14 protein-coding genes are annotated in these 23,111 nt (G+C 71.6%); 5 read left to right on the top strand and 9 right to left on the bottom strand.

The features are described 5' to 3' along the window. Positions 1–105: 105 nt before the first annotated feature. The 4 genes from ilvN to ACFC79_RS03530 all read right to left on the bottom strand — a co-directional run bounded on the left by ilvN (position 106) and on the right by ACFC79_RS03530 (position 7,000). The gene (gene ilvN, locus ACFC79_RS03545; protein WP_376234605.1) at positions 106–633 is read right to left on the bottom strand and encodes an acetolactate synthase small subunit; all 528 of its coding nucleotides are present in this window, start codon (positions 631–633) and stop codon (positions 106–108) included. 22 nt (positions 634–655) lie between these two features. Beyond that, complete coding sequence (locus ACFC79_RS03540; RefSeq protein ID WP_376234602.1) at positions 656–2,512, bottom strand: acetolactate synthase large subunit; 1,857 nt, start codon at positions 2,510–2,512, stop codon at positions 656–658. 216 nt (positions 2,513–2,728) lie between these two features. Continuing rightward, on the bottom strand, positions 2,729–5,563 hold the full coding sequence (locus ACFC79_RS03535) for a putative bifunctional diguanylate cyclase/phosphodiesterase (protein WP_376234600.1): 2,835 nt from the start codon (positions 5,561–5,563) through the stop codon (positions 2,729–2,731). Positions 5,564–6,049: 486 nt separating this feature from the next. Continuing rightward, positions 6,050–7,000, bottom strand: a complete 951-nt coding sequence (locus ACFC79_RS03530) for a 2-hydroxyacid dehydrogenase (RefSeq protein ID WP_376234598.1) — start codon at positions 6,998–7,000, stop codon at positions 6,050–6,052. Positions 7,001–7,526: 526 nt separating this feature from the next. Here ACFC79_RS03530 and ACFC79_RS03525 point away from each other — a divergent pair. The 3 genes from ACFC79_RS03525 (at position 7,527) to ACFC79_RS03515 (ending at position 10,392) form a co-directional block, all read left to right on the top strand. Continuing rightward, the gene (locus tag ACFC79_RS03525) at positions 7,527–8,483 is read left to right on the top strand and encodes an aldo/keto reductase (protein ID WP_376234919.1); all 957 of its coding nucleotides are present in this window, start codon (positions 7,527–7,529) and stop codon (positions 8,481–8,483) included. 325 nt (positions 8,484–8,808) lie between these two features. Further along, positions 8,809–9,996 (top strand): PQQ-dependent sugar dehydrogenase, encoded by a 1,188-nt coding sequence (locus tag ACFC79_RS03520; protein ID WP_376234596.1) that lies wholly within the window; start codon positions 8,809–8,811, stop codon positions 9,994–9,996. Positions 9,997–10,017: 21 nt separating this feature from the next. Continuing rightward, the gene (locus ACFC79_RS03515) at positions 10,018–10,392 is read left to right on the top strand and encodes a DUF6191 domain-containing protein (protein ID WP_376234593.1); all 375 of its coding nucleotides are present in this window, start codon (positions 10,018–10,020) and stop codon (positions 10,390–10,392) included. Between the two features lie 138 nt (positions 10,393–10,530). Here the strand turns inward: ACFC79_RS03515 and ACFC79_RS03510 are convergent, their stop codons facing one another. From ACFC79_RS03510 to ACFC79_RS03500, 3 genes are all read right to left on the bottom strand, one after another. Then, positions 10,531–11,622, bottom strand: a complete 1,092-nt coding sequence (locus tag ACFC79_RS03510; RefSeq protein ID WP_376234590.1) for an alpha/beta hydrolase — start codon at positions 11,620–11,622, stop codon at positions 10,531–10,533. Between the two features lie 132 nt (positions 11,623–11,754). Beyond that, positions 11,755–12,957, bottom strand: coding sequence for a serine hydrolase domain-containing protein (locus tag ACFC79_RS03505; RefSeq protein ID WP_376234587.1), 1,203 nt, complete (start codon positions 12,955–12,957; stop codon positions 11,755–11,757). 210 nt (positions 12,958–13,167) lie between these two features. After that, positions 13,168–13,395, bottom strand: a complete 228-nt coding sequence (locus ACFC79_RS03500) for a hypothetical protein (protein WP_376234584.1) — start codon at positions 13,393–13,395, stop codon at positions 13,168–13,170. Between the two features lie 273 nt (positions 13,396–13,668). Here ACFC79_RS03500 and ACFC79_RS03495 point away from each other — a divergent pair, with 273 nt between their 5' ends. Continuing rightward, a complete protein-coding gene (locus ACFC79_RS03495; RefSeq protein ID WP_376234581.1) occupies positions 13,669–16,293 on the top strand; it encodes a helix-turn-helix domain-containing protein in 2,625 nt (874 codons plus the stop codon). Between the two features lie 28 nt (positions 16,294–16,321). On the opposite strand, the gene ACFC79_RS03490 is transcribed toward ACFC79_RS03495, so the two are convergent. Beyond that, positions 16,322–18,559 carry an MMPL family transporter gene (locus ACFC79_RS03490; RefSeq protein ID WP_376234578.1) on the bottom strand — a complete coding sequence of 746 codons (2,238 nt, stop codon included), beginning with the start codon at positions 18,557–18,559 and terminating at the stop codon, positions 16,322–16,324. A gap of 207 nt (positions 18,560–18,766) precedes the next feature. Continuing rightward, on the bottom strand, positions 18,767–20,890 hold the full coding sequence (locus ACFC79_RS03485; RefSeq protein ID WP_376234576.1) for a phosphocholine-specific phospholipase C: 2,124 nt from the start codon (positions 20,888–20,890) through the stop codon (positions 18,767–18,769). Positions 20,891–21,134: 244 nt separating this feature from the next. Here ACFC79_RS03485 and ACFC79_RS03480 point away from each other — a divergent pair, with 244 nt between their 5' ends. Continuing rightward, positions 21,135–23,027: a protein kinase gene (locus ACFC79_RS03480; RefSeq protein ID WP_376234573.1), complete on the top strand. Its 1,893-nt coding sequence runs from the start codon at positions 21,135–21,137 to the stop codon at positions 23,025–23,027. Positions 23,028–23,111 lie beyond the last annotated feature (84 nt).

Below are 23,111 nucleotides of genomic sequence, written 5' to 3'. Positions count from 1 at the left end.
GGGTCTCTCCTTGGTGTGCAGGTGTTGCGTCCCACCGTACGGCGGGGTGCGGTGAATACGTTGCGGGATCTCGCCATACGGGCGGCGAGGCGGCGGGTTGTCTTCCTACGCCGTGCGGTCGAGGGCGCGCAGCGACCGGTCGGTGATCGAGCGCGCGCCGCGCCCTATGGCGATGGTGCCGGACTGGACCAGCTCCTTGATGCCGTACTGCTCCAGCATCCTGAGCATGGCCTCCAGCTTGTCGGCGCCGCCGGTGGCCTCGATCGTGACCGCCTCCGGGGAGACGTCCACGGTCTTGGCGCGGAACAGCTGGACGATCTCGGTGATCTGGGAGCGGGTCTCGTTGTCGGCGCGGACCTTCACCAGGACGAGCTCCCGCTGGATCGCAGCGGAGGGCTCCAGTTCGACGATCTTGAGGACGTTCACCAGCTTGTTGAGCTGCTTGGTCACCTGCTCAAGGGGCAGGCCCTCGACATTGACGACGATGGTGATGCGCGAGATGTCGGGGTGTTCGGTGGTTCCGACCGCGAGCGAGTCGATGTTGAAGCCGCGGCGGGAGAACAGGGCGGTGATCCTGGCGAGGACACCCGGCTTGTTCTCGACAAGGACGGAGAGCGTGTGCTTGGTGAACATGGCGTCGGTCTCTCTCTGTCTCTCAGTCGTCTTCGTTGTCGCCGAAGTCGGGGCGGACCCCGCGGGCCGCCATGACCTCGTCGTTGGAGGTGCCGGCGGCGACCATGGGCCAGACCATGGCGTCCTCGTGGACGATGAAGTCGATCACGACGGGGCGGTCGTTGACGGAGTTCGCCTCCTCGATCGCCTTGTCCAGGTCGGCCGGGTGCTCGCAGCGGATCGCGTGGCAGCCCATGGCCTCGGACAGCTTGACGAAGTCCGGGACGCGGGTGCCCTTCGCGGGGACGCCCTCGGTGTCGGCACCGGAGTGCAGCACCGTGTTGGAGTACCGCTGGTTGTAGAACAGGGTCTGCCACTGGCGGACCATCCCGAGCGCGCCGTTGTTGATGATCGCGACCTTGATCGGGATGTTGTTCAGCGCGCAGGTGGTGAGTTCCTGGTTGGTCATCTGGAAGCAGCCGTCGCCGTCGATGGCCCAGACCGTGCGGTCCGGCGCACCCGCCTTGGCGCCCATCGCGGCCGGGACCGCATAGCCCATCGTTCCGGCGCCGCCGGAGTTCAGCCAGGTACCGGGCTGCTCGTAGTCGATGAAGTGGGCCGCCCACATCTGGTGCTGGCCGACGCCCGCTGCGAAGATCGTGTCATCGGGGGCGAGCTCGCCGATGCGTCGGATGACCTGCTGCGGCGACAGGCTGCCGTCCTCGGGGAGGTCGTAGCCGAGCGGGTAGGTCTCGCGCCAGCGGTTGAGGTCCTTCCACCATGCCTCGTAGTCGCCGACGTGGCCCTCCGTGTGCTCGGCCTGCACGGCCTGGACCAGGTCCGCGAGGACCTCACGGGCGTCGCCCACGATCGGCACGTCGGCGGCGCGGTTCTTGCCGATCTCGGCCGGGTCGATGTCGGCGTGGACGACCTTGGCGTACGGGGCGAAGCTGTCCAGCTTGCCGGTGACGCGGTCGTCGAAGCGGGCTCCGAGGGCGACGATCAGGTCGGCCTTCTGCAGCGCGGTGACGGCGGTGACCGCACCGTGCATGCCCGGCATTCCCACGTGCAGCGGGTGGCTGTCGGGGAACGCGCCGAGCGCCATCAGGGTGGTGGTGACGGGCGCCCCGGTGAGTTCGGCGAGGACCTTCAGCTCGGCGGTGGCCCCCGCCTTGATGACGCCGCCGCCGACGTACAGCACCGGGCGCCTGGCCCGGGTGATCAGCTTGGCGGCCTCGCGGATCTGCTTGGCGTGCGGCTTGGTGACCGGGCGGTAGCCGGGCAGGTCCTGGGTGGGCGGCCAGGAGAACGTGGTCTGCGCCTGGAGGGCGTCCTTGGCGATGTCGACGAGGACCGGGCCCGGACGGCCGGTGGAGGCGATGTGGAATGCCTCGGCGATGGTGTGCGGGATGTCCTCCGCCCGGGTGACCAGAAAGTTGTGCTTGGTGACCGGCATCGTGATGCCGCAGATGTCCGCCTCCTGGAAGGCGTCCGTGCCGATCGACTTGGAGGCGACCTGGCCGGTGATCGCGACCAGCGGGACGGAGTCCATGTGGGCGTCCGCGATCGGCGTGACCAGGTTCGTCGCGCCGGGGCCCGAGGTGGCCATGCAGACGCCGACCTTGCCGGTGGCCTGCGCGTAGCCGGTGGCGGCGTGCCCCGCGCCCTGTTCGTGACGGACCAGCACATGCCGGACCCGGGTGGAGTCCATCATCGGGTCGTAGGCCGGGAGGATGGCGCCGCCGGGAATGCCGAATACCGTGTCGGCGCCCACTTCCTCGAGAGAGCGGATGAGGGACTGCGCGCCCGTGACGTGCTCAACGGTGGCGGCGGGCGATCCGCCGTTACGGGCCCGCGGCTGGGGGTGGTGGGCCCCGGTGGCCTGCTCGGTCATCGGCATTCTCTTCTCGAAGCTGAGGGTTTGTGCGGGGTGTTCTGGGACGGTTTGGGTGGTCCGGTGCAACAAAAAACCCCTCGTGCCGTGAGGCAAGCGAGGGGAGCGCGTCGGTGTGGTCCGCAGAGTGCCATCGAGGGACTCTGCTCAGCCGACGCGCTTTCCAAGTACGAGAATTCGGGTGCGCATGGCATTGACCCTCTCTCCGACGCACGCGACGTGTCAAGTGGGTGGGACAGGCGTCTCAGTATGTGAGCCGCCGAGACGGGGTCGGGAACCACCGGCCAGGACGGGCTGGGCGGCGGTCCCCGGCGTCGGGAACGTGCCCCGGGCCAGGGCGCGGCGCAGCCGGTACTCGTCGAGCGGCCCCGAGAAGGCCATGCCCTGGCCGTGCGTGCAGCCCATGGCGCGCAGGGCGACGACCTGTTCGGGTACGTCGACCCCGTCGGCGACGGACTGCATGCCGAGATCGCAGGCGATGCGCAGCAGCCCACTGGTGATCTTGTGCAGGCGGGCGGACTCCACGACGCCCTCGACCAGCCCGCGGTCGAGTTTGAGCACGTCGATGGGGAGCCTGCGCAGCGCGTTGATCGCCGCGTAGCCGCTGCCGAACCCGTCGAGCGCGATACGGACGCCGAGGCGCCGCAGCGCGACAAGGCGCTGTTCGAGCTCGTCGAAGGAGATCCGGGGGTCGCTTTCGGCCACCTCGATCATCAGGGCGCCGGAGGGCAGGCCGTGCCGGGTGAGCAGGGCCTCGATGGAGGCGGCCGGCGCCCCCTTGTCGAGGAGTCTGCGGGCGGGGAGGCGGACCGCCACGGAGACGGCGTGTCCCGCCCTGGCCCGGTCGGCGGCCTGCTCGATGGCCTCTTCGAGGAGCCAACGGCCGAGCTCGGCGGTGCGGTCGCTGTCCTCGGCGACGCGGAGGAATTCGGCCGGGGTGAAGAGGATGCCCTGGGCGGAGCGCCAGCGGGCCTGGGCGGCGACGGCGGCGACGCTGCCGCTGGCGAGGTGCACCACCGGCTGGTGGAGCAGGGCGAACTCGCCGTCGCGCAGGGCGGTGCGCAGTCGGGCGGCGAGTTCGGAGCGGCGGACGATCTCGGCCTGCATCTGCGGGGCGTACAGCTCGACGCGGTTCTTGCCGCCCGCCTTGGCCCGGTACATCGCGAGGTCGGCGTTGCGCATGAGGTCGCTGGGGGTGATGCCGGGCTCGGCGAAGGCGACCCCGATGGAGGCGGCGACCCTGACCTCGCCGGCGCCGACCCGGTAGGGCTGGGAGAGGGTGAGCCGCAGCCGGTCGGCGATCTCGTGGACCTGGCACTCGCGGCCGGACTGGTCGCGGGTGCCGTCGCCGAGGATGATCGCCGCGAATTCGTCACCTCCGAGCCGGGCGGCGGTGTCGCCGGCCCGGACGGACTCCTGGAGGCGGCGGGCGGCCTGGACGAGCAGTTCGTCGCCCGCCTGGTGGCCGTGACGGTCGTTGACCGCCTTGAAGCCGTCGAGGTCGATGAAGAGCACCGCCGTGCCGGCGTCCCCCGTGCGTCGGCCGCCGAGGGCCTGGCGCACCCGGGCGGTGAACAGGGCGCGGTTGGGCAGCTCGGTCAGCGGGTCGTGCTCGGCGTTGTGCTGCAACTGTGCCTGCAGCCGCACCCGTTCGGTCACGTCGCGGCTGTTGAGGATCAGCCCGCCCTGGTGGCGGTTGACCGTGGACTCGACATTCAGCCAGTCGCCCGTGCCGGATCTGAAGCGGCACTCGATCCGGGTGGTCGGTTCCTCGCCCGGCGGGGCGGCGAGGAAGCGGCGCAACTCGTGGACCACGCGCCCCAGGTCGTCCGGGTGGATGAGCGTGGCGAGTTCGGTGCCGACCAGGTCCTCGGCCTCGCGCCCGTACACCCCGGCGGCGGCCGGGCTGACATAGCGCAGGACGCCGTTGGGGGCAGCGATCATGATGACGTCGCTGGAGCCCTGCACCAGTGAGCGGAAGTGGTTCTCCTTCTGGGCGAGTTCCTGGGTGAGGGCGATGTTGTCGACGAGCATGATGCCCTGCCGGACGACCAGCGCGAGCGCCACCGTGCAGCCGGTGAAGACCACGACGCGGTCCACCCTGCGGCCCTCGACGACGTTGTAGAGGATGCCGAGGGTGCAGACCGCCGCGGCGAGGTACGGGGTCAGCGCGGCCAGCGACCCCCCGATGGGGCGATCGGCCCGCGACGGCACGTTCCGCAACGGGAGTACGTCGTCCGCGGCGCCCCGCGCACCCCAGGGGGCGTAGGCGAGGAGCAGTGAACCGGCGAACCAGCCGGCGTCCAGCAGCTGCCCGGAGTGGTAGTTCTGGCGCAGCAGCGGAGAGGTGAACAGGGCGTCGGACAGGACCGTGAGGGCGAGGGCGGCGACGGCGGTGTTCACGGCGGAGCGGTTGCCGTTGACTCGGCGGAAGTGCAGGGCCAGCACCATGGAGACCAGCACGATGTCGAGCAGCGGATAGGCCAGCGAGAGCGCCGCGCGGGCCACGCTGGGGCCCTCGGTGTCCGTGAGCTGCGCGGTGTGCGCGAGGGCGAGGCTCCAGGAAATGGTGAGGAGCGAGCCGCCGATCAGCCAGGAATCCAGTGCGAGACAGAGCCAGCCGGCCCGGCTGACGGGGCGTTTGGCGAGGACGAGCAGTCCGACGATGGCGGGTGGTGCGAAGCAGAGGAAGAGGGCGTCGGCGAGGGAGGGGCTGGGCACCCCGCCCCCTCGCACGACCTCGTACCAGCCCCAGACGGCGTTGCCTCCGGCCGCCATCAGCGAGGAGACCGAGAACAGCAGCCAGGCGGGCCGGCACCGATTGCCGTCGGACCGGGCATACAGGAAGCAGGAGACGGCCGCGACCAGCGCGGCGACGCTGAGGCCGAAGTCTCCCATGAGGAAGGCCATTTCCGGCGATCCCCAGCCGAGGGCCGCCCCTACCGCGTATCCGCCGCAGACGAGCCCGAGCAGAACCTGCGAGACCACCCCGAACGTGCCGCCGACGGCCGATCGCCGGGCGAGGAGCGCCCCGAGGGCATCGGTCGGCGCGCTCACCGGGACGCACCCGGAACCGCGGGACGCGCACCCACCGGGCACCCCGTCGGGGCCTGTCCGTGACGGGCCGGGCACCCGGCGACACCGGGCGGACGGATCCGTCGTGCGGGCGGGGCCGCCGGCGCGACGCCGCGGCGTTCCACCCGCCTCGCGCGCCGCCGTACCGGCGTGCGGCCGGCGCGGGGAGGTGCCGCCGGGCCGGGGCCGCCCTCGGCCGTCGCCCCGCGGACGGACCGCGGATGTCCGGTGGCGGAAACCGGTCGCCCCCGACCGTCCCGTGGTGTCGGATCGTTCGCCCCTCGGCCGTACATCGCCCGTCGCCCCCTCGCGTGTCGCCGTCCTCCCCGGCGCCGTCCCTTCCCCGGCGCAGCGCCCCTTTCGGGACGATACACCAGACCAGTCACTCAGGGACATAGCTCATATACGCTCCGTGACGATCAAGGTCGTTGTCGGGACGGAGTGCAATCGAACCGACCCGTAGCGTGGTCAGCCCGTGGTGCGCACGACGTTCCGCAGCGGCTCCCCGGCAGCGAAACGGCTCAGCTGTCCGGCCATCAGCCGCTTGGCCCGGGGCAGGAACGCCGAGGTGCTGCCGCCCACGTGCGGAGTGATGAGGACGTGGGGAGCATGCCAGAGCCGATGGCCCGCGGGCAGGGGTTCCGGGTCGGTGACGTCGAGGGCGGCACGCAGCCGGCCGGACTCCAGCTCGACCAGCAGGGCCTCGGTGTCCACGACGCCGCCCCGGGCCACGTTCACGAGCAGCGCCCCGTCCGCCATCGCGGCGAGGAACTCCGCGTCCACCAGCCCCCGTGTGGACGGGTTCAGCGGGGTGGACAGGACGACGACATCCGCCTCGGGAAGGAGCGCGGGCAGGTCGTCGAGCGCGTGCACGGGGCCGTGTGCGGCCGTCCGTGCGGAGCGGGCGACGCGTGTCACGCGCGCGCACTCGAAGGGTGCGAGCCGGTCCTCGATGGCGGCGCCGATCGATCCGTATCCCACGATCAGCACGGACTTGTCGGCGAGCGCGGGGTAGAAGCCGTCCCGCCACTCCTCCACGCCCTGACTGTGGACGAATCCGGGGATGCCGCGCAGCGAGGCGAGGATCAAAGTGAGGGCGAGTTCGGCGGTCGACGCCTCGTGGACCCCCTGGGCGTTGCACAGCCGCACCCCGGCGGGGAGCTGGCCGAGGGCCGGCTCGACGTGGTCGATTCCCGCGGTGAGCGTCTGCACGACCCGGATTTGCGTCATGGCGGCGAGCGGGCGGACCGACACCTCGCCGCCCCTCATGTACGGCACGACGTAGAACGTGCAGTCGGCCGGGTCCGCGGGGTAGTCCTGCCCGCCGTCCCAGAAGTGATAGGTGAGCCCCTCGGGAAGGCCCTCGATCTCGTCGGCCGGGAGCGGCAGCCACACGTCGGGATTCTGCTTCGCAATCATGGTCAGCAGGCTAACCATCCGGTGGGCGATGGGGGATGGCCCGGTGAGCGGTGTCTCGCCGCTCCGACCGCCGGGCGCGGGAGGCCGCGCGAGGCCGCGGGGCGCAGGGAACCCACTCCCGCTCGTCGGCGGGACCGCAACTGCCCGGCCCACGAAAGGGCGTGGGAGAAGGAGCGGCACGGAGCGGCCTCCGGTTCGGCGGCGGAGCCGCGGACGAGTGTGCCGGGAGGCTGCGCGAGGGGACGGAGTCGGCAGAGGTTACTTTGGGGTGCGTCGTGGTCCCGTGAGGGCGGGGCCCAGGTCGTGTCGTCACACTGCCGTCTGCCGCACGACGCCCGGCACGCATGCTCGCCGCGCCACCGGACTCGTCCGGGTACGTCCGCACGTGGACGATTCGCCGCCTCGCGACCGCGCGCCGGACGCCGCACGGCACGGCCCTCGACCGGACGACGGCGGTGTGACGGCACGACCTCAGGAAGGGTACGGGGAGTTGGAGCGCAGGAGTCTCGGTGCGGCGGCGCTCGCCGTGGGGGCGGTCGGACTCGGCTGCATGCCGATGAGCTGGGCATACAGCGCGTCGCAACGGCGTGGTGACCGTGCGTTGCGCACGGTGCACGCCGCGCTCGACGCGGGCGTCCAACTCCTCGACACCGCCGACATGTACGGCCCCTTCACCAACGAACTGCTGGTGGGCCGGGCGCTCAAGGGCCGCAGGTCCGATGCCTTCGTCTCCACCAAGTGCGGTCTGCTGGTGGGCGATCAGCACATCGTCGCCAATGGCCGTCCCGGCTATGTGCGGCGGGCCTGCGATGCCTCGTTGCGGCGGTTGCAGACCGATGTGATCGATCTGTACCAACTGCACCGGCCCGATCCCGAGGTGCCGATCGAGGAGACCTGGGGCGCGATGGCCGATCTGGTGACGGCCGGGAAGGTGCGGGCGCTGGGTCTGTGTGCGGTGGGTGCGCGGGCTTCGCGCCGTCCGGGGGCCCGGATGTACGACGAAACGATCCGTCAACTGGAGCGGGTGCAGCAGGTCTTCCCGGTCGGCGCGGTGCAGGCCGAGCTCTCGGTCTGGTCGCCGGAGGCACTGGAGTCGTTGCTTCCGTGGTGCACGACCCGGGGCGTGGGGCTGCTGGCGGCGATGCCGCTGGGAAGCGGCTATCTGACCGGCACGCTGACCCCCGGCCAGGGCTTCGAACGAGACGATCTGCGGGCCAGACACCCACGGTTCACGGCCGAGATGATGGCCGCGAACCAGCCGCTGGTGGTGGGCCTGCGTCGCGTCGCCGAGCGGCACGGGGCGACCCCGGCACAGGCGGCGCTGGCCTGGGTGCTGCGGCAGGGGCCGCACGTGGTGCCGGTTCCGGGGACCAAGCGGGAGTGCTGGGCGGTGGAGAACGCGGGCGCGGCGAGGCTGACACTGACCGAGCGGGATCTCGTGGAACTCGCCCGGCTGCCCCCGGCGCAGGGGTCCTGGGACTGACGGCGGGGCACCTGCCGCCGCCGGTGGGCGCGGTCGGGCGGACACGGCCGTGGTCGTGACGGGAGCGCGATAGCGGTGGCGATTGGGGCGTGCCCGGGGTCGTGGTCACGATTGGGGCGGGGTCGTGGCCGGGCGTACGCGGGCCGGGGGGCGTGGGTGTCGGCCGGGCGAGAAAATCGGCCGGTCCGGGCGTGCCCCGGCGGGTTCGCGGTGTAAGAACGGTATCCGGGCGGTTGTCGCAGGGGTTGAAGGGACCGGTGCTGTGCGCGGTGTTCTGTTCACAACGGTACGAGGCTCTGCCGGTCGTGGCCGGCGGCCGGGAGGTGTGCGCCGCGGAAGGGTTGCCGCGCTGGCCGTCGGCTCGCTGCTGCTGACCGCGGGCTGCGGTCCGGGGAACGGCTCCGGCGACACGGCGGGCGTCGGCGGCAGAACACCGTCCCGGCCCGCCCCCTCGTCCTCGGGCCCGCCGTCGGCCTCGCCGTCCCCGTCGGTCTCCTTGGCACCGGCGAAGGGTTCGGTGAAGGTGGTCACCACGCTCACCGGGGGTCTCGACTCGCCCTGGGGGCTTGCGGAACTGCCGGACGGTGACCTGCTGGTGTCGTCGCGCGACAAGGGCACGATCACCCGGGTCGACGGCAGGACCGGGAAGAAGACGCTGCTGGGCAGTGTGCCGGGGGTGGCGGCCGGCGGGGAGGGCGGACTGCTGGGCATCGCGGTGTCCCCCACCTACGGCACGGACCACCTGGTGTACGCGTACTTCACCACCGCGTCCGACAACCGCATCGCGCGCATGCAGTACGACGAGAACGGCACGACGCCCGGCCGACTGCTCGGTGCACCGGACACGATTCTCCGGGGCATCCCCAAGGGCTCGGTCCACAACGGCGGACGGATCGCCTTCGGCCCGGACCACATGTTGTACGCGGGCACCGGGGACACGGGGGACGGCGGGCTCGCGCAGGACAAGAAGTCACCGGCCGGCAAGATCCTGCGGATGACTCCGGACGGTCAGCCGCTGCACGGCAATCCGGAGGCCGATTCCGTGGTGTATTCGTACGGACACCGCAATGTGCAGGGGCTCGCCTGGGACGAGCGGAAGCAGCTGTGGGCGTCCGAGCTCGGACAGGACACCTGGGACGAGCTGAACCGGATCGTGCCGGGCGGAAACTACGGCTGGCCCGGGGCCGAGGGAAAGTCCGGGAAGAAGGGTTTCATCGATCCCGTGGCACAGTGGAAGACGTCCGAGGCGTCCCCGAGCGGGATCGCCTTCGCCGAGGGATCGATCTGGATGGCGGGCCTGCGAGGTGAGCGACTCTGGCGGATTCCGCTGTCAGGCAAGGAGGACGCGGAACCTCTGGCGGCCCCGCAGCCGTTCCTGGAGGGGAAGTACGGCCGTCTGCGCACCGTGCTCGCCGCGGGCGGCAACAGGCTCTGGCTCGTCACGAGCAATACGGACACGCGCGGCACCCCGAAGCCGGGAGACGACAGGATCCTGGTGCTGGAGGTGCGGTAGCGCAGACGGCGGTGAAAGGGCGTGCGGCTGGTGTTCAACTTCTTCGAGGAGATCTTCGCGCCGGGTCGCAGGCACGCCGCCGAGGAGCGGAAGCGACTGGAGCTGTCCCGAGTCGATCTCGGCGTCGGCGACCCGGGCCGCGGGCCGATAGACCTTGCCTCCGGCAAGGTGGTCGTCCGGGCACCCGGCGCGGACGGCGCCCCGCGGGCGGAGCACGAAACGGAACCGCAGGACGGGACCGACGAGCAGGCCGGTCCCGTACCCGGGAACGGCACCGACGCGATCCCGACCGCGGATCCGGAACCGGCACCCTGCACCCTCGCGGACGGCCCCGCCGGGGAGCCCCGGGCGGACGTCCCACGACCTCCGGGGACCGGGCGGGACGTCCGGCCGTAGCGACGGGACCGGACCGGACGCGCGGTCGGACCGACGGGACCGACGGGATTCAGCTCGTGCGTTCGATGTCGGTTCCGGTGATGGTGGCGGTGTGCCCCGGCCGCTCCTGCTCCGTCGGGAGAACGGCCCGTCGCGGGCTCAGTTGGCCCGGTCGAACTCGGCCCCCAGCCGGGTCATGTAGTCGTCGAGCGCGGGGGCCCAGCAGCCGTAGTTGTGGCCGCCGTCGCACGTCGGCGAGAGTGCCGACCCGTCGCCGTAGTCGACGAGCCGGGTGCGGAGCCCGAGTTGGTCCGCACGGGTCTTGACGTGGTCGGCGGCGATCGCGGTGAAGTGGTCGATGAGCCCCTGGTCGCCGGTGTAGAGCGTGATCTCGGTTTCGCCGAGCCGGGCCAGGTTGGCCGGGGCCGCGGGGTCGACGGCCTTCCAGACCCGGTCGGCGTCGAAGATCGGGTAGGGCGAGCCGAAGATCGCGTCGCTGTCGACTATCGGCCCGTACCCGGTGCACCGGCCGGTGCCCGCGGGAGTGGAGGTGCTCAGGGCGCACCAGACGCCCGTGAGGTTGAGCTCCGTGGCCAGGACCGCGGCGCGGACCTCCGCCATGCCGAAGTCGATGCCCCCGGACAGGGAGCCGGTGTGGCCGAACAGATCGGGCCGGGACTCGGCGTAGTGCAGCGCGCCGGTTCCCCCCATCGAGAGGCCGACGACGGCCCGGTGGGACCGGTCCGCGAGGGTGCGCAGGTTCGCGTCGATGAAGGGGACGACCTGTTCGAGGTGGAAGGTCTCCCAGTTCGCCGCCCCCACAACGGTGTTCTGCATGACCCAGTCGGCGTACCAGCCCTTCAGACCGCCGTCCGGCACCACGGTGATCATCGAGTCCGAGTGGAGCGCGGGCGCGGCCGCGGCGTCGTCCACGGTGCCGCCGCCGCCGTGCAGGAAATAGGCAACGGGCCATCGCTTGCCGGGCGTGGACGCGTAGTCGCGCGGCAGGAAGATACGGATCCGGTGCGGGCCCGCCACCTGCGGTGTGGTCACGGTGATCGTGAAGTCGGTGCTGGAGTGCACCTCGGTGCCGCCCGCGACCTGGGTCAGTCCGAACCCGTCGGTCAGCACGGGCGGGGCGGCGTCCACGGCGTGCGCCGGTGGTACCGCGAGCGTCGCGGCCGCGGTCATGACCGCGGCGACGGCCGTCGCCCTCGCGTGTCGTCGCCAGGCGATCAGCGGTGATGCCATCGGTGGTCCTCTCCGGGAGCGGTCCGCTCCCCGATGCGAAGGGTCGGGCCGGGCCGTCCGTGCACGCGGCGCGGACGGCCCGGCCGGTGCCGGTCCGGCCTTGCGGGGGAAGAGCCTTGCAGGTCTCGGCCGTCAGAGCGCGCAGAACGCGTCCGTCATGGCCTTGCCCGTGTCGGCCTGCCCCTGTGTCCCGGCGAGCATGTGGAACTCGTTGTTCGCGTGCAGTGCCTGCTCGGTGCCGTCCTCGCTGGTCAGCCACTCGCTGAAGTAGCCGAGCACCGCGCCGTTGTGCCCCCAGGCCCACTTCCCGCAGGGCAGCTTCATGTGTTCCAGACCCAGCCCGTAGCCGACGTTGCCCGCGGCGTCCACCGGCACCGTGGTCTTGAGCTCGGCCAGCTGCGCGGGGGCCAGGAGCTTTCCGGTCAGCAGCGCACGGGAAAAGGTCGCCAGATCGTCCAGGGTCGACACGATGGCACCGGCGCTCCCGGAGACCTGGACGTTGGAGACCGTGACATCGTCGATCAGGATCAGGCGGATGGCGTGCCCGTGCAGGTAGTTGCCGTACAGAGCGGGGTCCGCGGTGGGGAATTCGGTGTCGCGCAGACCGAGTGGTTCGATGATGCGCCGCTGGACCTCAGCAGCCGGTTCCGAGCCCGTGACGGCCTTGATCACCATGCCCGCGAGCAGGTAATTGGTGTTGGAGTAACCGAATTTCTCCCCCGGCGCGGACTGCGGTGCCTGCCGGGCGAGCCCGATGTCGACCAGCTTCTGCGGCGGCAGGACCTCCCGCGGGTTGGTGTTGAGGAAGTACGGTCCGGAGACCTGAAGGGTGCTGAGGTAGTCGGGCAGGCCCGAGGTGTGGTTGAGCAACTGACGGATCGTGATCTTTCCTCCGTCGTAGCCGTTGGCGGCGACCGCCCCCGGCAGCCACCGGGCGACGGTGTCGTCCAGCGAGAGCCGGTGCTCGCCCTCCAGTTGGAGCAGGACGGTGGAGATGAACGCCTTGGTGTTGCTGCCGATCCGGAACTTCGCCTTCGGGTCCGCGGGCACCTTGGTCGCACGGTCGCCGACACCCGCGTGCACGTACTGGGCGTTATCCCCCTGGCGCACCATGCCGATCACGCCCGGGTATCCGTCGGCGACGCCCTTCTGCGCGCCGGCCCGGAGGATGTCGGCCGGGGCCGGTTCGGCGGCGCTCGCCGAGCCGACGCCGGTCAGCAGGAGGCAGGCGGCCACGGCGGCCGGCAGCAACCACCGCCGGTGTCCCGATGCCCGCGAGGGCCGCCCGGTGCCCGCCGGGAGGCCGTTCCGGGAACCATCGAGCACGTTCGTCATCTGTCTCTCCGTTTCGACTTGGATGTCAGATTTCGTTCGGGTGACGCAATCCGGATGCGCGCCGCATTCGGTGCGTGTCGGGTTCGGGTGCGGGATGGATTCGGCGCGTGTCGGCTTCGGGTGCGGGGCGGATTCGGTGCGTGTCGGCTTCGGGAGCGGGGCGGATTCGGTGCGTGCGGACTTCGGGAGCGGGGCGGGAGGGAGAATCGATCAGCGGTTGCACGCCGCCGCAATGATCAGCAACAGGGCGAATATTCCGACCAGTTGTATGCATCCGATTCCACCCTCCGGATTCTTCCGGTTCGCTTCCACATGACCACCGGGAGGAATTCCGGGATGGCGTTGGGCGTAGTGCTGCAACTGGCGCTTTTCACCCTCGGACTCACTGAGCCACGGCGTCTTGAAACCGCATTCACCACACCAGTAGCGGTATGCCATGCCGACTCCTCCTGTGTCGTGGCGGGTGGCGTTCATGAGCCCTGATCCGGTTCGGCGCCGGAACGGGTCCGACGGTCGGGATCCACCGCGGCCGCCTGCCGGACGGCCGGTCGGCAGGCGGCCGTGTGGCCCCCGTCGCCGGTCGCCGCGGACCCCCGTCGGTTCCCCGGGAGGGTTGCGCGGTGCGCTCCGTCCCGGGTCCCCGCGCCGACCGGACATCTCCGATCGTGGCGTTCGCGCCGCTCACTGGACAGGTCAACGCACCGGTCACATATGACCGGTCGTCACGATAGGCTCACCGGCGGCCGCACTCGGTGGTGGAGGGATGTCGAAGTGACGGATCGGCTCGGCGTGTTGTTGCGCCGACTGCGTGCTCAGGCGGGACTGACGCAGGAGCAGTTGGAGGCCCGGTCCGGAGTGAGTGTCAGCACCATCCGAAGACTGGAGACGGGTAGATCCGGGGACCATCGGCTCGGAACGCTGAATCTGCTGGCGGACGCCCTGGAGGCCGGGCCCGAGGATCGTCGGCGCATTGCCGCCCTGCTGGCAGGGGCCCGGGGCGAACCGGCACCCGTTTCCCCCGAACCGGATTCCGGCACGCCTCGCCCGAAGACGCTTGCACCCGAACCGGATTCCGGTACACCCCGGCCGAAGGCGCAAGCACCCGAATCGGATTCCGGTATGTCCCGCCCGGACGACCGGGTCCCCGAATCGCCTTCCGCGACGTCCCGACCGGCCTCCGACGCAAGCGAATCGGCCGAGCGGCCATTACCGCGGCGTTCACGAACGGTACGGGCGGGGTCGTCCGCCCTCGGCGCACTCGCCGCCCCCGCCGCCGCATTGTCGACGGAAATCAGACGCCGTTGGCAGCACGAAGAGGAACAACGCCGGGTTCATGACCCGTTCCCCCTGCCGGTGCGCTGGCAGAAGGCGCCCGCGTCCCTCATCGACTACCCGGCGAACGTTCAGCGCCTGCCGTCGGGAGCGACTGCGCGCCCGCTGGATCTCAGCGGTGATGTCCGGAGCGTCACCGAGGTCTACCGGCGCATCCGGTCCGGGCGGCTGGTGGTGCTCGGCCGGGCCGGCTCGGGCAAGTCGATCCTGACGATCAGGTTCGTCCTGGATTTCCTGGAGGCCGCGGACTTCGTCGACCGGGTGCCGGTGATCTTCAGCCTCGGTTCCTGGGACCCCACGGCCGTCGCCCTGCGGGACTGGCTGATCGACCTGCTGATGCGTGATCATCCACATCTGTCCGGACGGGCCCCCGGCGGCGGGACGCTGGCCGCCGCGCTGATCGACGCCGGTGTCGTGCTGCCGGTCCTGGACGGGTTCGACGAGATCGCGGAAGGGCTGCGGCGTGCCGCCCTGGAGGCACTCAACACCACCTCGCTCCCCCTCGTGCTGACCAGTCGGCGCGCCGAGTTCGCCGAGGCCGTCCAGGCCGTGGGGGCTCCGCTGGTCTGGGCCGCCGGCATCGAACTCACCGACCTCACCCTCGACGACCTCGCGGCCTACCTGCCGAGGACGGCCCGGCCCGTGGCCCGGGACGACGGCGGACCCGACGAGTCGGTGTGGAAACCCGTTCTGCAGCAACTGCGGGCCCCGAAGGACCCGGTGGGCGCGCCGCTCGCCCAGGTGCTCACGACTCCGCTCATGATCGTGCTGGCGCGGACGATGTACAGCGAGGCCCCCGACCGGGATCCGATCGAGCTGCTGGACCCCGAACGGTTCCCCGACGCGAACGCGCTCGAGGACCATCTGCTGGCCGGCTTCGTGCCGACGGTCTACCGGCGTCATGCCGCCGAACGCGGCGTCGTCGGCCGCCGTTCCGGAGAACGGAACCGGGATCCGGAGGAGGCCGAGCGCTGGCTCGGCTATCTCGCCCACCATCTGGCCCGGCTCGACCGCGACCAGCAGGACCTCGCCTGGTGGCGGATCGGCGACTCGCTACGGCTCTCCACGCGTCTCCTGACGGTCGTGGTGACCTCCGCGCTGTGCGTGACCGTGGCCGAGTGGCTCGTCACTCTGCTCACCCCGTCGTTCGTCGTCGGCGAGGCGCTGCTGCTGGGGAGTTCGATGGGGGTGGTCGCCGGGCTCGCCTTCGGGTGCGTGCACGGGATCCTGGTCTCGCTCGGCGGCGGGGTCTTCGCGCCGTCCCGGGTCCGGTTGCGGATGCCCGGCACGGCCGCGGGCCTCGCCCGGAGACCGGGCCGCACGTTCGCCGCCCGGTTCGGGGCCGTTCTGCCGGGCGGATTCGTGATGGGCGTCGGCTGCGCGTGCGCCCTCGCCGTCCAACGCCAGGTGTACCACGGGATCCCGCTCACGAACGGCCTGGTGATCAGAGGCACGCTCATCAACATGCTGGTCCTCGGGCTGATCTTCGCGGCGGGCGCCGGGCTGGTCTTCGGGCTCACGGCCGCGCTCGAAGCACCCCTGGACGTGGCCTCGGCGGCCACCCCGGTGAGCCTGCTGGCCTCGAACCGTGCGACGGTGGTCCGGCAGGTCCTCGTCCTCGTGCCGGCCCTCACCCTCGCGATCGCCGTCGGCGGCCGTCTGATCACCGGGCTGCTCAGCAAGATCCTCGGGCCGATGGGCTGGGGGCTGGCGGACGGGCTCGCCATCGGTGCCGTCGGCGGGCTCGGCGGCGGGCTCTCGTACGTGTTGTCGTTCACCGCCTGGGGACGGTGGGCGGTCCTCTCGCGCATCTGGCTGCCCCTGACGGGCAAGCTGCCCTGGGACACGGTGGCCTTCCTGGACGACGCCTACCGTCGGGGAGTACTGCGGCAGACCGGTGCGGTGTACCAGTTCCGCCACATCCGGCTCCAGCATCACCTGGGCCGCACGTACCGCGAACGCCGGGCCGAATACGCACCGGCCAGATTCGGCCGCGGGGCATAGCCGCCGGCCGCGGTGCGCGGCACGCGCCTCACGCCCGCTCCCGGGCCGCCTCCGCCGTCTCCACCGGCTGCGCGGCCTCGCCCGGTTCCGCCGGTCGCCGCGTCCCCGAACGCGGCACACCGCACTCCGGCGGTTCGATGCTGATCCGCGGCAGCCACCGGTCCAGCCGACGCGGCAGCCACCAGTTCGCCCCGCCGAGCAGGTGCATCAGGGCCGGGACCAGCAGCGTACGGAGGACGAAGGCGTCGAGGGCCACGGCCGCGGCCAGCGCGATGCCGAACATCGCGATGACCCGGTCGCCGCTGAGGACGAACGCGAGGAAGACCGAAATCATGATCACGGCAGCCGAGTTGATCACTCGCCCGGTCTCGGCGAGGCCGACCCGGACCGCCCGCCGGTTGTCACGGGTCTCCAACCACTCCTCGTACATCCGCCCCACCAGGAACACCTGGTAGTCCATGGAGAGCCCGAAGAGCACGGACACCATGATCACCGGCAGGAACGGTTCGATCGGACCGGCGCCGCCCAGTCCCAGCAGTTCGCTCCCCCACCCCCACTGGAAGACCGCCACGACGACCCCGAACGAGGCGGCGACGGCGGCGATGTTCATCACCGCGGCCTTGAGCGGAATGCCGACGGACCGGAAGGCCAGCAGCAGGAGCAGGCAGCCGAGCCCGACGACCACGCCGACGAAGAGCGGCAGCTTGCCCATGACGGTCCGGGCGAAGTCGTCGTAGCCTGCCGTCACCCCGCCCACGTGGGCCCGGAGCGAGGTGTTCGCCTCGGCCGCCGGAAGGACGTCGGTGCGCAGCCGGTCGACGAGTTCGCTGGTGTCCCGCGACTGCGGGGAGGACGTCGGCACGACGGTGACGAAGGCCGTGTCGCCGCTGCCGTTGTACGTGACCGGCCCGACCGAGGCCACGCCGTCGGTGGCGCGCAGCACGGCGGGCAGGCCGTCCATCGCGAGCCGGTCGTCGGCGCCGTCGAGCTGCGCCGCGACGGTCAGCGGACCGTTGACGCCTGGCCCGAATCCGTCGGCCAGCAGGTCGTACGCCTGCCGGGTGGTCGACGACGTGGGGTTGTTCCCCTGGTCGGAGGTGCCCGGGTGCAGTGAGAAGGTGGGCAGCGCCAGCACCAGCATCACCGCGGCGGCGAGCACCCCGAGCAGCTTGGGGTGGCGTTCGACGAACGCGGACCAGCGGGCGGCGAAGCCGGTGGGGAGTTCGGGTTGCGGCCCGTGCTCGGCGAGCCGGGCACGTTCGCGGCGGCTCAGTGCCCGCATGCCGATGAAGGACAGCAGCGCGGGCAGCAGGGTCACCGACGCGGCGACGGTGAGGACCACGGTGAGCGAGGCCGCGATCGCCACGCCGTTGAGGAAGTCGAGCCGCAGGACGAGCATGCCGAGCAGCGCGATGCAGACGGTGGCCCCGGCGAAGACGACGGCCCGGCCGGTGGTCGCGACGGCTTCGCGAGCGGCGTCGGGCACGGACCTGCCTCTGCGCAGGCCGCTGCGGTGCCGGGTGACGATGAACAGCGCGTAGTCGATGCCGACGCCGAGCCCGATCAGCATGCCGAGCATCGGGGCGAAGTCGGCGACGGTCATCACGTGGCCCAGCAGCGTGATGCCCGCGTAAGCGGTGCCGACGGAGACGAGGGCGGTGGCGATGGGCAGCAGGCTGGCCGCGAGCGAGCCGAAGGCGAGGAACAGGACGACGGCCGCGACGACGACGCCGATGATCTCGCTGAAGTGGACGGCGGGCGCCTCGGTGAGGGCGACCGCCGAGCCGCCCAGTTCCACCTGGAGGGAATGGCCCTCGGCCGCCTTCGCGGTGTCCACGAGCGCCCGGGCCTGCTGGGCCGAGATCTCGTCGGAGGGGCGGTCGAAGGTGACCGTGGCGTAGGCGGTGCGCCCGTCCTCGCTGATCTGTCCGGTGCCGGAGGCCCCGTACGGTCCGGTGACGGCACCGACACCGGGCAGCTGCTCCACCTCGTGCAGGGTGCGGGTCATCGTCTGCCGGACGTCGGCGGCCCGCACGGTGGAGTCGGCGGTGTGCCAGACGATGGTGTCGGTGTCCCCGCCGAGGTCGGTGAAACCGTCCTTCAGGAGCTCGGCGGCCCGTCCTGCCTCCGTTCCGGGCACGTCGTACTGGTTGGTGTACGCGGAGCCCGCGAGGCCGGCGGCGGTGGCTGCTCCGCCGAGTGCGAGGAGCCACATGAGAACGGTGACGAGGCGGTGACTGATGCACCAGCGGGCAATGGCGGCCAACGGACGTGCTCCCTGACGGCTCGTGGCTCTTCGGCACGACGGGGCCGGGGCCACCTGCGAAGAACACATGTCCTGAGAACACCACTCTTGCAGCCGATAGTGATCCTTTGCCCCTTTCGTGGCAATACTCACAACGCCCGTGCCGCCGTGCCCGCCGGACCGGCCACGGGCCCGGCGGGGTGCTGCGCGTGACCGCCCGGTTCCGGGTCAGCCGGAGATGCTCGCCCTGCCGTTCTCGATGTGTCCCATGAGCCGGCGCCGGAAGACGTCGTCCCCGTCGACGGTGACCTCCAGGTCGTACCAGCCGTGCGCGTCGGCCGCCGAGTGCACCACCGTACGGCTGCGTCCCGGCTTGACCCTGACGGTCCTGGTCCAGTCCCGCAGGTCCGCCTCGTCGACGTAGCCCAGCGGCCGCACCGTGAAGGTGAGCGTGGACCGCCCGTCGTTGCGCAGGGTGAGGTGCAGGTCGCGCTCGTGCGCGTCTGTCCGGGAGGCGACCTCGGCACCGGCCGACGCGCCGTTCCCCGCCGGGCCGGCGAACTCGCGCCGGAAGCCGTTCGGTCCCGTCACCGTGAACCGGTACGCCGCCCCTGCGACGGGCACGGTCCACTGGTCCGTGCCCCTGACGTCCCGGTGCTGCGGTACGGGGAACTCGCCCGCGTACGGGTACAGCGCGAAGTGCGCGGACGAGCGGCCGGTGTTGCTGAGCGTCACCCGCACCGCCCCGTCCACCAGCCGGGCCTGGGCGTCCGGCTGGTACGGCAGTGCGCGGGCCGGACGGTGTCCGGGCTCCTGCACGGGCATGCGCTGCTCGGCCGGGGGCCTGGGCGCCCAGCGCCCGCTGAACGGCGGAATGGCGCCCGGCTGCTCCACATCGGGCCGCCTGCGCGCACGCCCGAAGTCGAAGGCCGAGGTCAGGTCGCCGGTGACGGTCCGGCGCCAGGCGCTGATGTTCGGCTCCTCCACACCCGTCCAGCGCTCCAGGAAGCGGATCACGGAGGTGTGGTCGAAGACCTCGGAGCAGACGTAGCCGCCCACGGTCCACGGCGACACGACGAGCAGCGGCACCCGCATCCCGAGGCCGGTGGGCTTGCCCTCCCACTGCTCCTCGGCCACCTCGGGCGGTGCGACCGGCGGCGGCACGTGGTCGAAGAAGCCGTCGTTCTCGTCGTAGTTGATGATGACGGCGGTGTGCCGCCACACGTCGGGGTGCTTGCCCAGCGCGTCGAGGACCTTGTAGACGATCGTGGCGCTGTGGATCGGCGAGGAGACGCTCGGGTGCTCGGAGTCGACGGCCGACGGCACCAGGTACGAGACCTCGGGCAGGGTGCCCGCCGCCACGTCCTTGGCGAACTCGTCGGCGAGCGTCCCGGTCTCCACCCGGCGCAGCGCCCGCTCGAAGAGGCTGCGCTCGGTCCTGTCGAGGGTGGCGACCCCCTCTTCGAGCAGGCCGAACAGCCGCTCCCGCTCGGCCGCGTCCGCGTCCCGGACCGCCGCGTAGAAGGACTCCATGTACGTGTGGCCGCCGGTCCTCGCCAGGGCCTTGCGGGCGACCGCCTTGAAGGTGGCGAAGAACTCGATCTGGTTGTCGGTGAAGTTCTCCCACTCGGTGTACGTGCGCCAGCTGCGCCCGGCCTTCTCCAGCCGCTCCGCGTAGGTGCCCCAGTCGTAGCCGGGATGCGTGCCCTCGTCGTAGGCGTCGTTGTCGACGGCGCGCCTGCCGTTCGGCTCGTTGCCCGTCTTCCCGCTCCACAGGTGGTTGCGGTTGGGGCTGGTCGAGGAGTGGATTGAGGAGTGGTAGGCGTCGCAGACCGTGAAGGTGTCGGCGAGTTCGTAGTGCAGTGGTATGTCCCGGCGGTCGTAGTACGCCATGGTGGCGGCGGTCTTCGCGCTCACCCAGCCGTTCATCCACCCGCCGGCCCACGCCTTGCCGCCGCCGTTCCAGGAATGGTCGAGCGCGCCGATGTACTGGAGGTCCTTCTTCTGCGTCTCGGCGGCGCCGCGCACCGGGAACGGCAGCACGGACGCACCGAGCGGGGCGGGCTGCTCGAAGACAGAACCGCCGGAGGGCAGCTCGACGGCGTTGCGGTCGCCGAATCCGCGAACGCCCCGGAGCGTCCCGAAGTAATGATCGAAGGAACGGTTCTCCTGCATCAGGATCACCACGTGCTTGATGGCTCCGAGCCCGCCGCGGCCACCTGACCCGGCCGCGGCGGGCTGGGCGGCCATCGCGGCCCGCAGCGACGGCGGCAGCAGCGAACCCGCCGCCGCGGTGCCGAGCGCGCCGCCGCCGAGTGCGAAGAGCCGCCGCCGTGAAATGTCCGTGGTCACGTGATCCTCCCGAGTCGGTGGTACAGCGGGAAATTAATCAAGCCGGGTGGCCCGGGGAAGGACTGCGGACGGCCCGGCGGTGAACGTCCAACACGTCGGCCGGAAAGTCCAACCGCCGCCCGGCCGTCTCCGGGCGCCCCGGCGGCGTCCCGGCGCTTCTCGCGCGTTGACCGGGGCGGGCCCGCGCGGCAGTCTTGCTCCCCAGGTCATTACTGGCCGTCAATTACCTTTGCTGGGGGAACAGTTGAACAGTGGGTCGCACCATATCGGACCGGATTCCGCACCGGACAGATACCGCCTGCTCAATTCCATCGGGAGGGGCGGCGAGGCCGTCCTCTACCGGGCCGAGATCGAGCTCGACGGTGCGCCCGAGACGGTGGTCGTGAAGGTCCTGGACTCCCGGACCACGATCAGCATCGAACAGTTCCAGCGGCTCAGTGCCAAGTGGCTGGACCAGGCGGAGCTGCTGCGGTTCGTGAACCGTCCGGGCGTGGTAGGCGTGCGCGAGCACTTCGAGGGGCCGCCGATCCACGGGCGCGGCGACGCGTCGACCGCGGCCGGGCGCTCCCTCGTCCTGGTCATGAACCATGTGGACGGCCTCGATCTGCGCGACTGGCGGGAGGAGCGCACCCTCGCCACCCACGCCGAGCGCAGGGAGGTGCTGCGGACCCTGGAACAGCTCGCGGACGTGCTGGACTGGCTGCACTCCGGGCGGGCGACCCCCTCCGGCCGGACCGTCGTGCACGGCGACCTGTCCCCGGGGAACGTGATGGTCGACGCGCACGGCCAGGCCACTCTCGTCGACTTCGGGCTGAGCAAGCTGACGGCCGACCACCAGACGGCGGAGGTCTGGTTCACCCCCGGGTACGCGGCGCCGGAGGTCTTCGAGGGCAAGCGGACCCCGAACACCGACCGGTACGCGTTCGGCGCGATCGCCTACTTCCTGCTGAGCGGTCAGGCCCCGCCGGGCACCCCCGAGCAGCTGCGGGCCGCCCTGGCCGCACTCCCCCAGGTGACGGCCGCGGCCCCGGACCGGGTGGAGCGGGTCCTGCGTATCTGCGCGGCCGAGCCCGACCGGCGCCCGGAGAGCCTGTCGGCGTGGGTGAAGGACGTGCGGTCGGCGGTGGTGTCGACGACGGTCACCGGTTCCGCGGCCGCCGCGGTGCACGACGCGGTACCGGGCGCGGCCGCCGTTCCGGCCGTTCCGCCGCCGCCCCTCCTGCCGCCGCCCGGCGCCCCGCCCGCGGTCCCCGGCGAGGACACCCGGCCGGGCTTCCCGCCACCGATCACCGCCTCCGCCGACCCGGGCGTTCCGCTGCCCGCCACGGTGAACCCCGACCCGGCGACGGCGCCCCTCACGACGCCGGAAACCGTGCCGGACCAGGACCAGGAGGCGACGGCCGGGGAGCAGCCGTACGCCTCACCACCCCCTCACCCCGCGCCGGTCCCGCAGTCCGCACACGGTCAGCAGCCTCCGCACGCGCCGAGGGAGAAGCGGAAGCGGCGGACCGTTGTCCTGGCGGTGGTCGCCGTGCTGATCGCCGGCGCGCTCGGCGCGGGCGGGGCGTGGGCACTCCTGCGCAACGACGACGACGGCAACCGGCGGGCGGGCGGAGCCGCCGCCTCGTCGTCCCCGGATTCCGACGCGGCCGAGTCCGACGCCGCAACGCCCGACGCGGATTCCGGGGACCAGGACGGCGCGGGCGACGGCCCGTCGGCGGATCCGACGGCGCCCGGTACCGCCGCCGACGCCCCGGAGGTGTCGCTGACCACGCTGACCCCGATCGCCGAACCCGTCGGCTTCGAGGTGGGGTCCGCGACTCTCGACGCCCAGCAGCATGCGGACGCCTATGTGGCGTCGCCCGACTGCAACGACGGACCGTACATGGAGTTCAATCTCGGCAGGGCCTGGAAGACCTTCGACCTGACCGCAGGCATCGACGACAACTCGAACTACGAGTCGGGTCGGCTGACCATCAAGGCGGACAGAACCACCCTGTGGGTCGGCACCCTCGAACTGGGCAAGCCCCAGAAGCTGTCCCTGAACATCGAGAACCGGCTGCGACTGCGCATCCAGGTCGACGAGAACTGCGACGGCGCGCAACTCGCGCTCGGCACTCCCGTGCTCAGGCGTTAGACCCCTGCCACATCGGTCCGTGTCCCGGGACGGCACCGGCCCTGCTGCCTGGGAACGGAACCGGCCCGGCCGCCGGGAAGCGCC

The organism is Streptomyces sp. NPDC056061 (genome assembly GCF_042266885.1).
Taxonomy (GTDB): Bacteria; Actinomycetota; Actinomycetes; order Streptomycetales; family Streptomycetaceae; genus Streptomyces.
Note: the sequence above shows the minus strand (reverse complement) of the source record. Positions and strands in the feature narration are given on the sequence as shown.

Coding starts and splice junctions, on each gene's coding strand:
- ilvN (WP_376234605.1), bottom strand. CDS start 633: ATGTTCACCAAGCACACGCTCTCCGTCCTTGTCGAGAACAAGCCGGGT.
- ACFC79_RS03540 (WP_376234602.1), bottom strand. CDS start 2,512: ATGCCGATGACCGAGCAGGCCACCGGGGCCCACCACCCCCAGCCGCGG.
- ACFC79_RS03530 (WP_376234598.1), bottom strand. CDS start 7,000: ATGATTGCGAAGCAGAATCCCGACGTGTGGCTGCCGCTCCCGGCCGAC.
- ACFC79_RS03510 (WP_376234590.1), bottom strand. CDS start 11,622: ATGGCATCACCGCTGATCGCCTGGCGACGACACGCGAGGGCGACGGCC.
- ACFC79_RS03505 (WP_376234587.1), bottom strand. CDS start 12,957: ATGACGAACGTGCTCGATGGTTCCCGGAACGGCCTCCCGGCGGGCACC.
- ACFC79_RS03500 (WP_376234584.1), bottom strand. CDS start 13,395: ATGGCATACCGCTACTGGTGTGGTGAATGCGGTTTCAAGACGCCGTGG.
- ACFC79_RS03495 (WP_376234581.1), top strand. CDS start 13,669: ATGACCGGTCGTCACGATAGGCTCACCGGCGGCCGCACTCGGTGGTGG.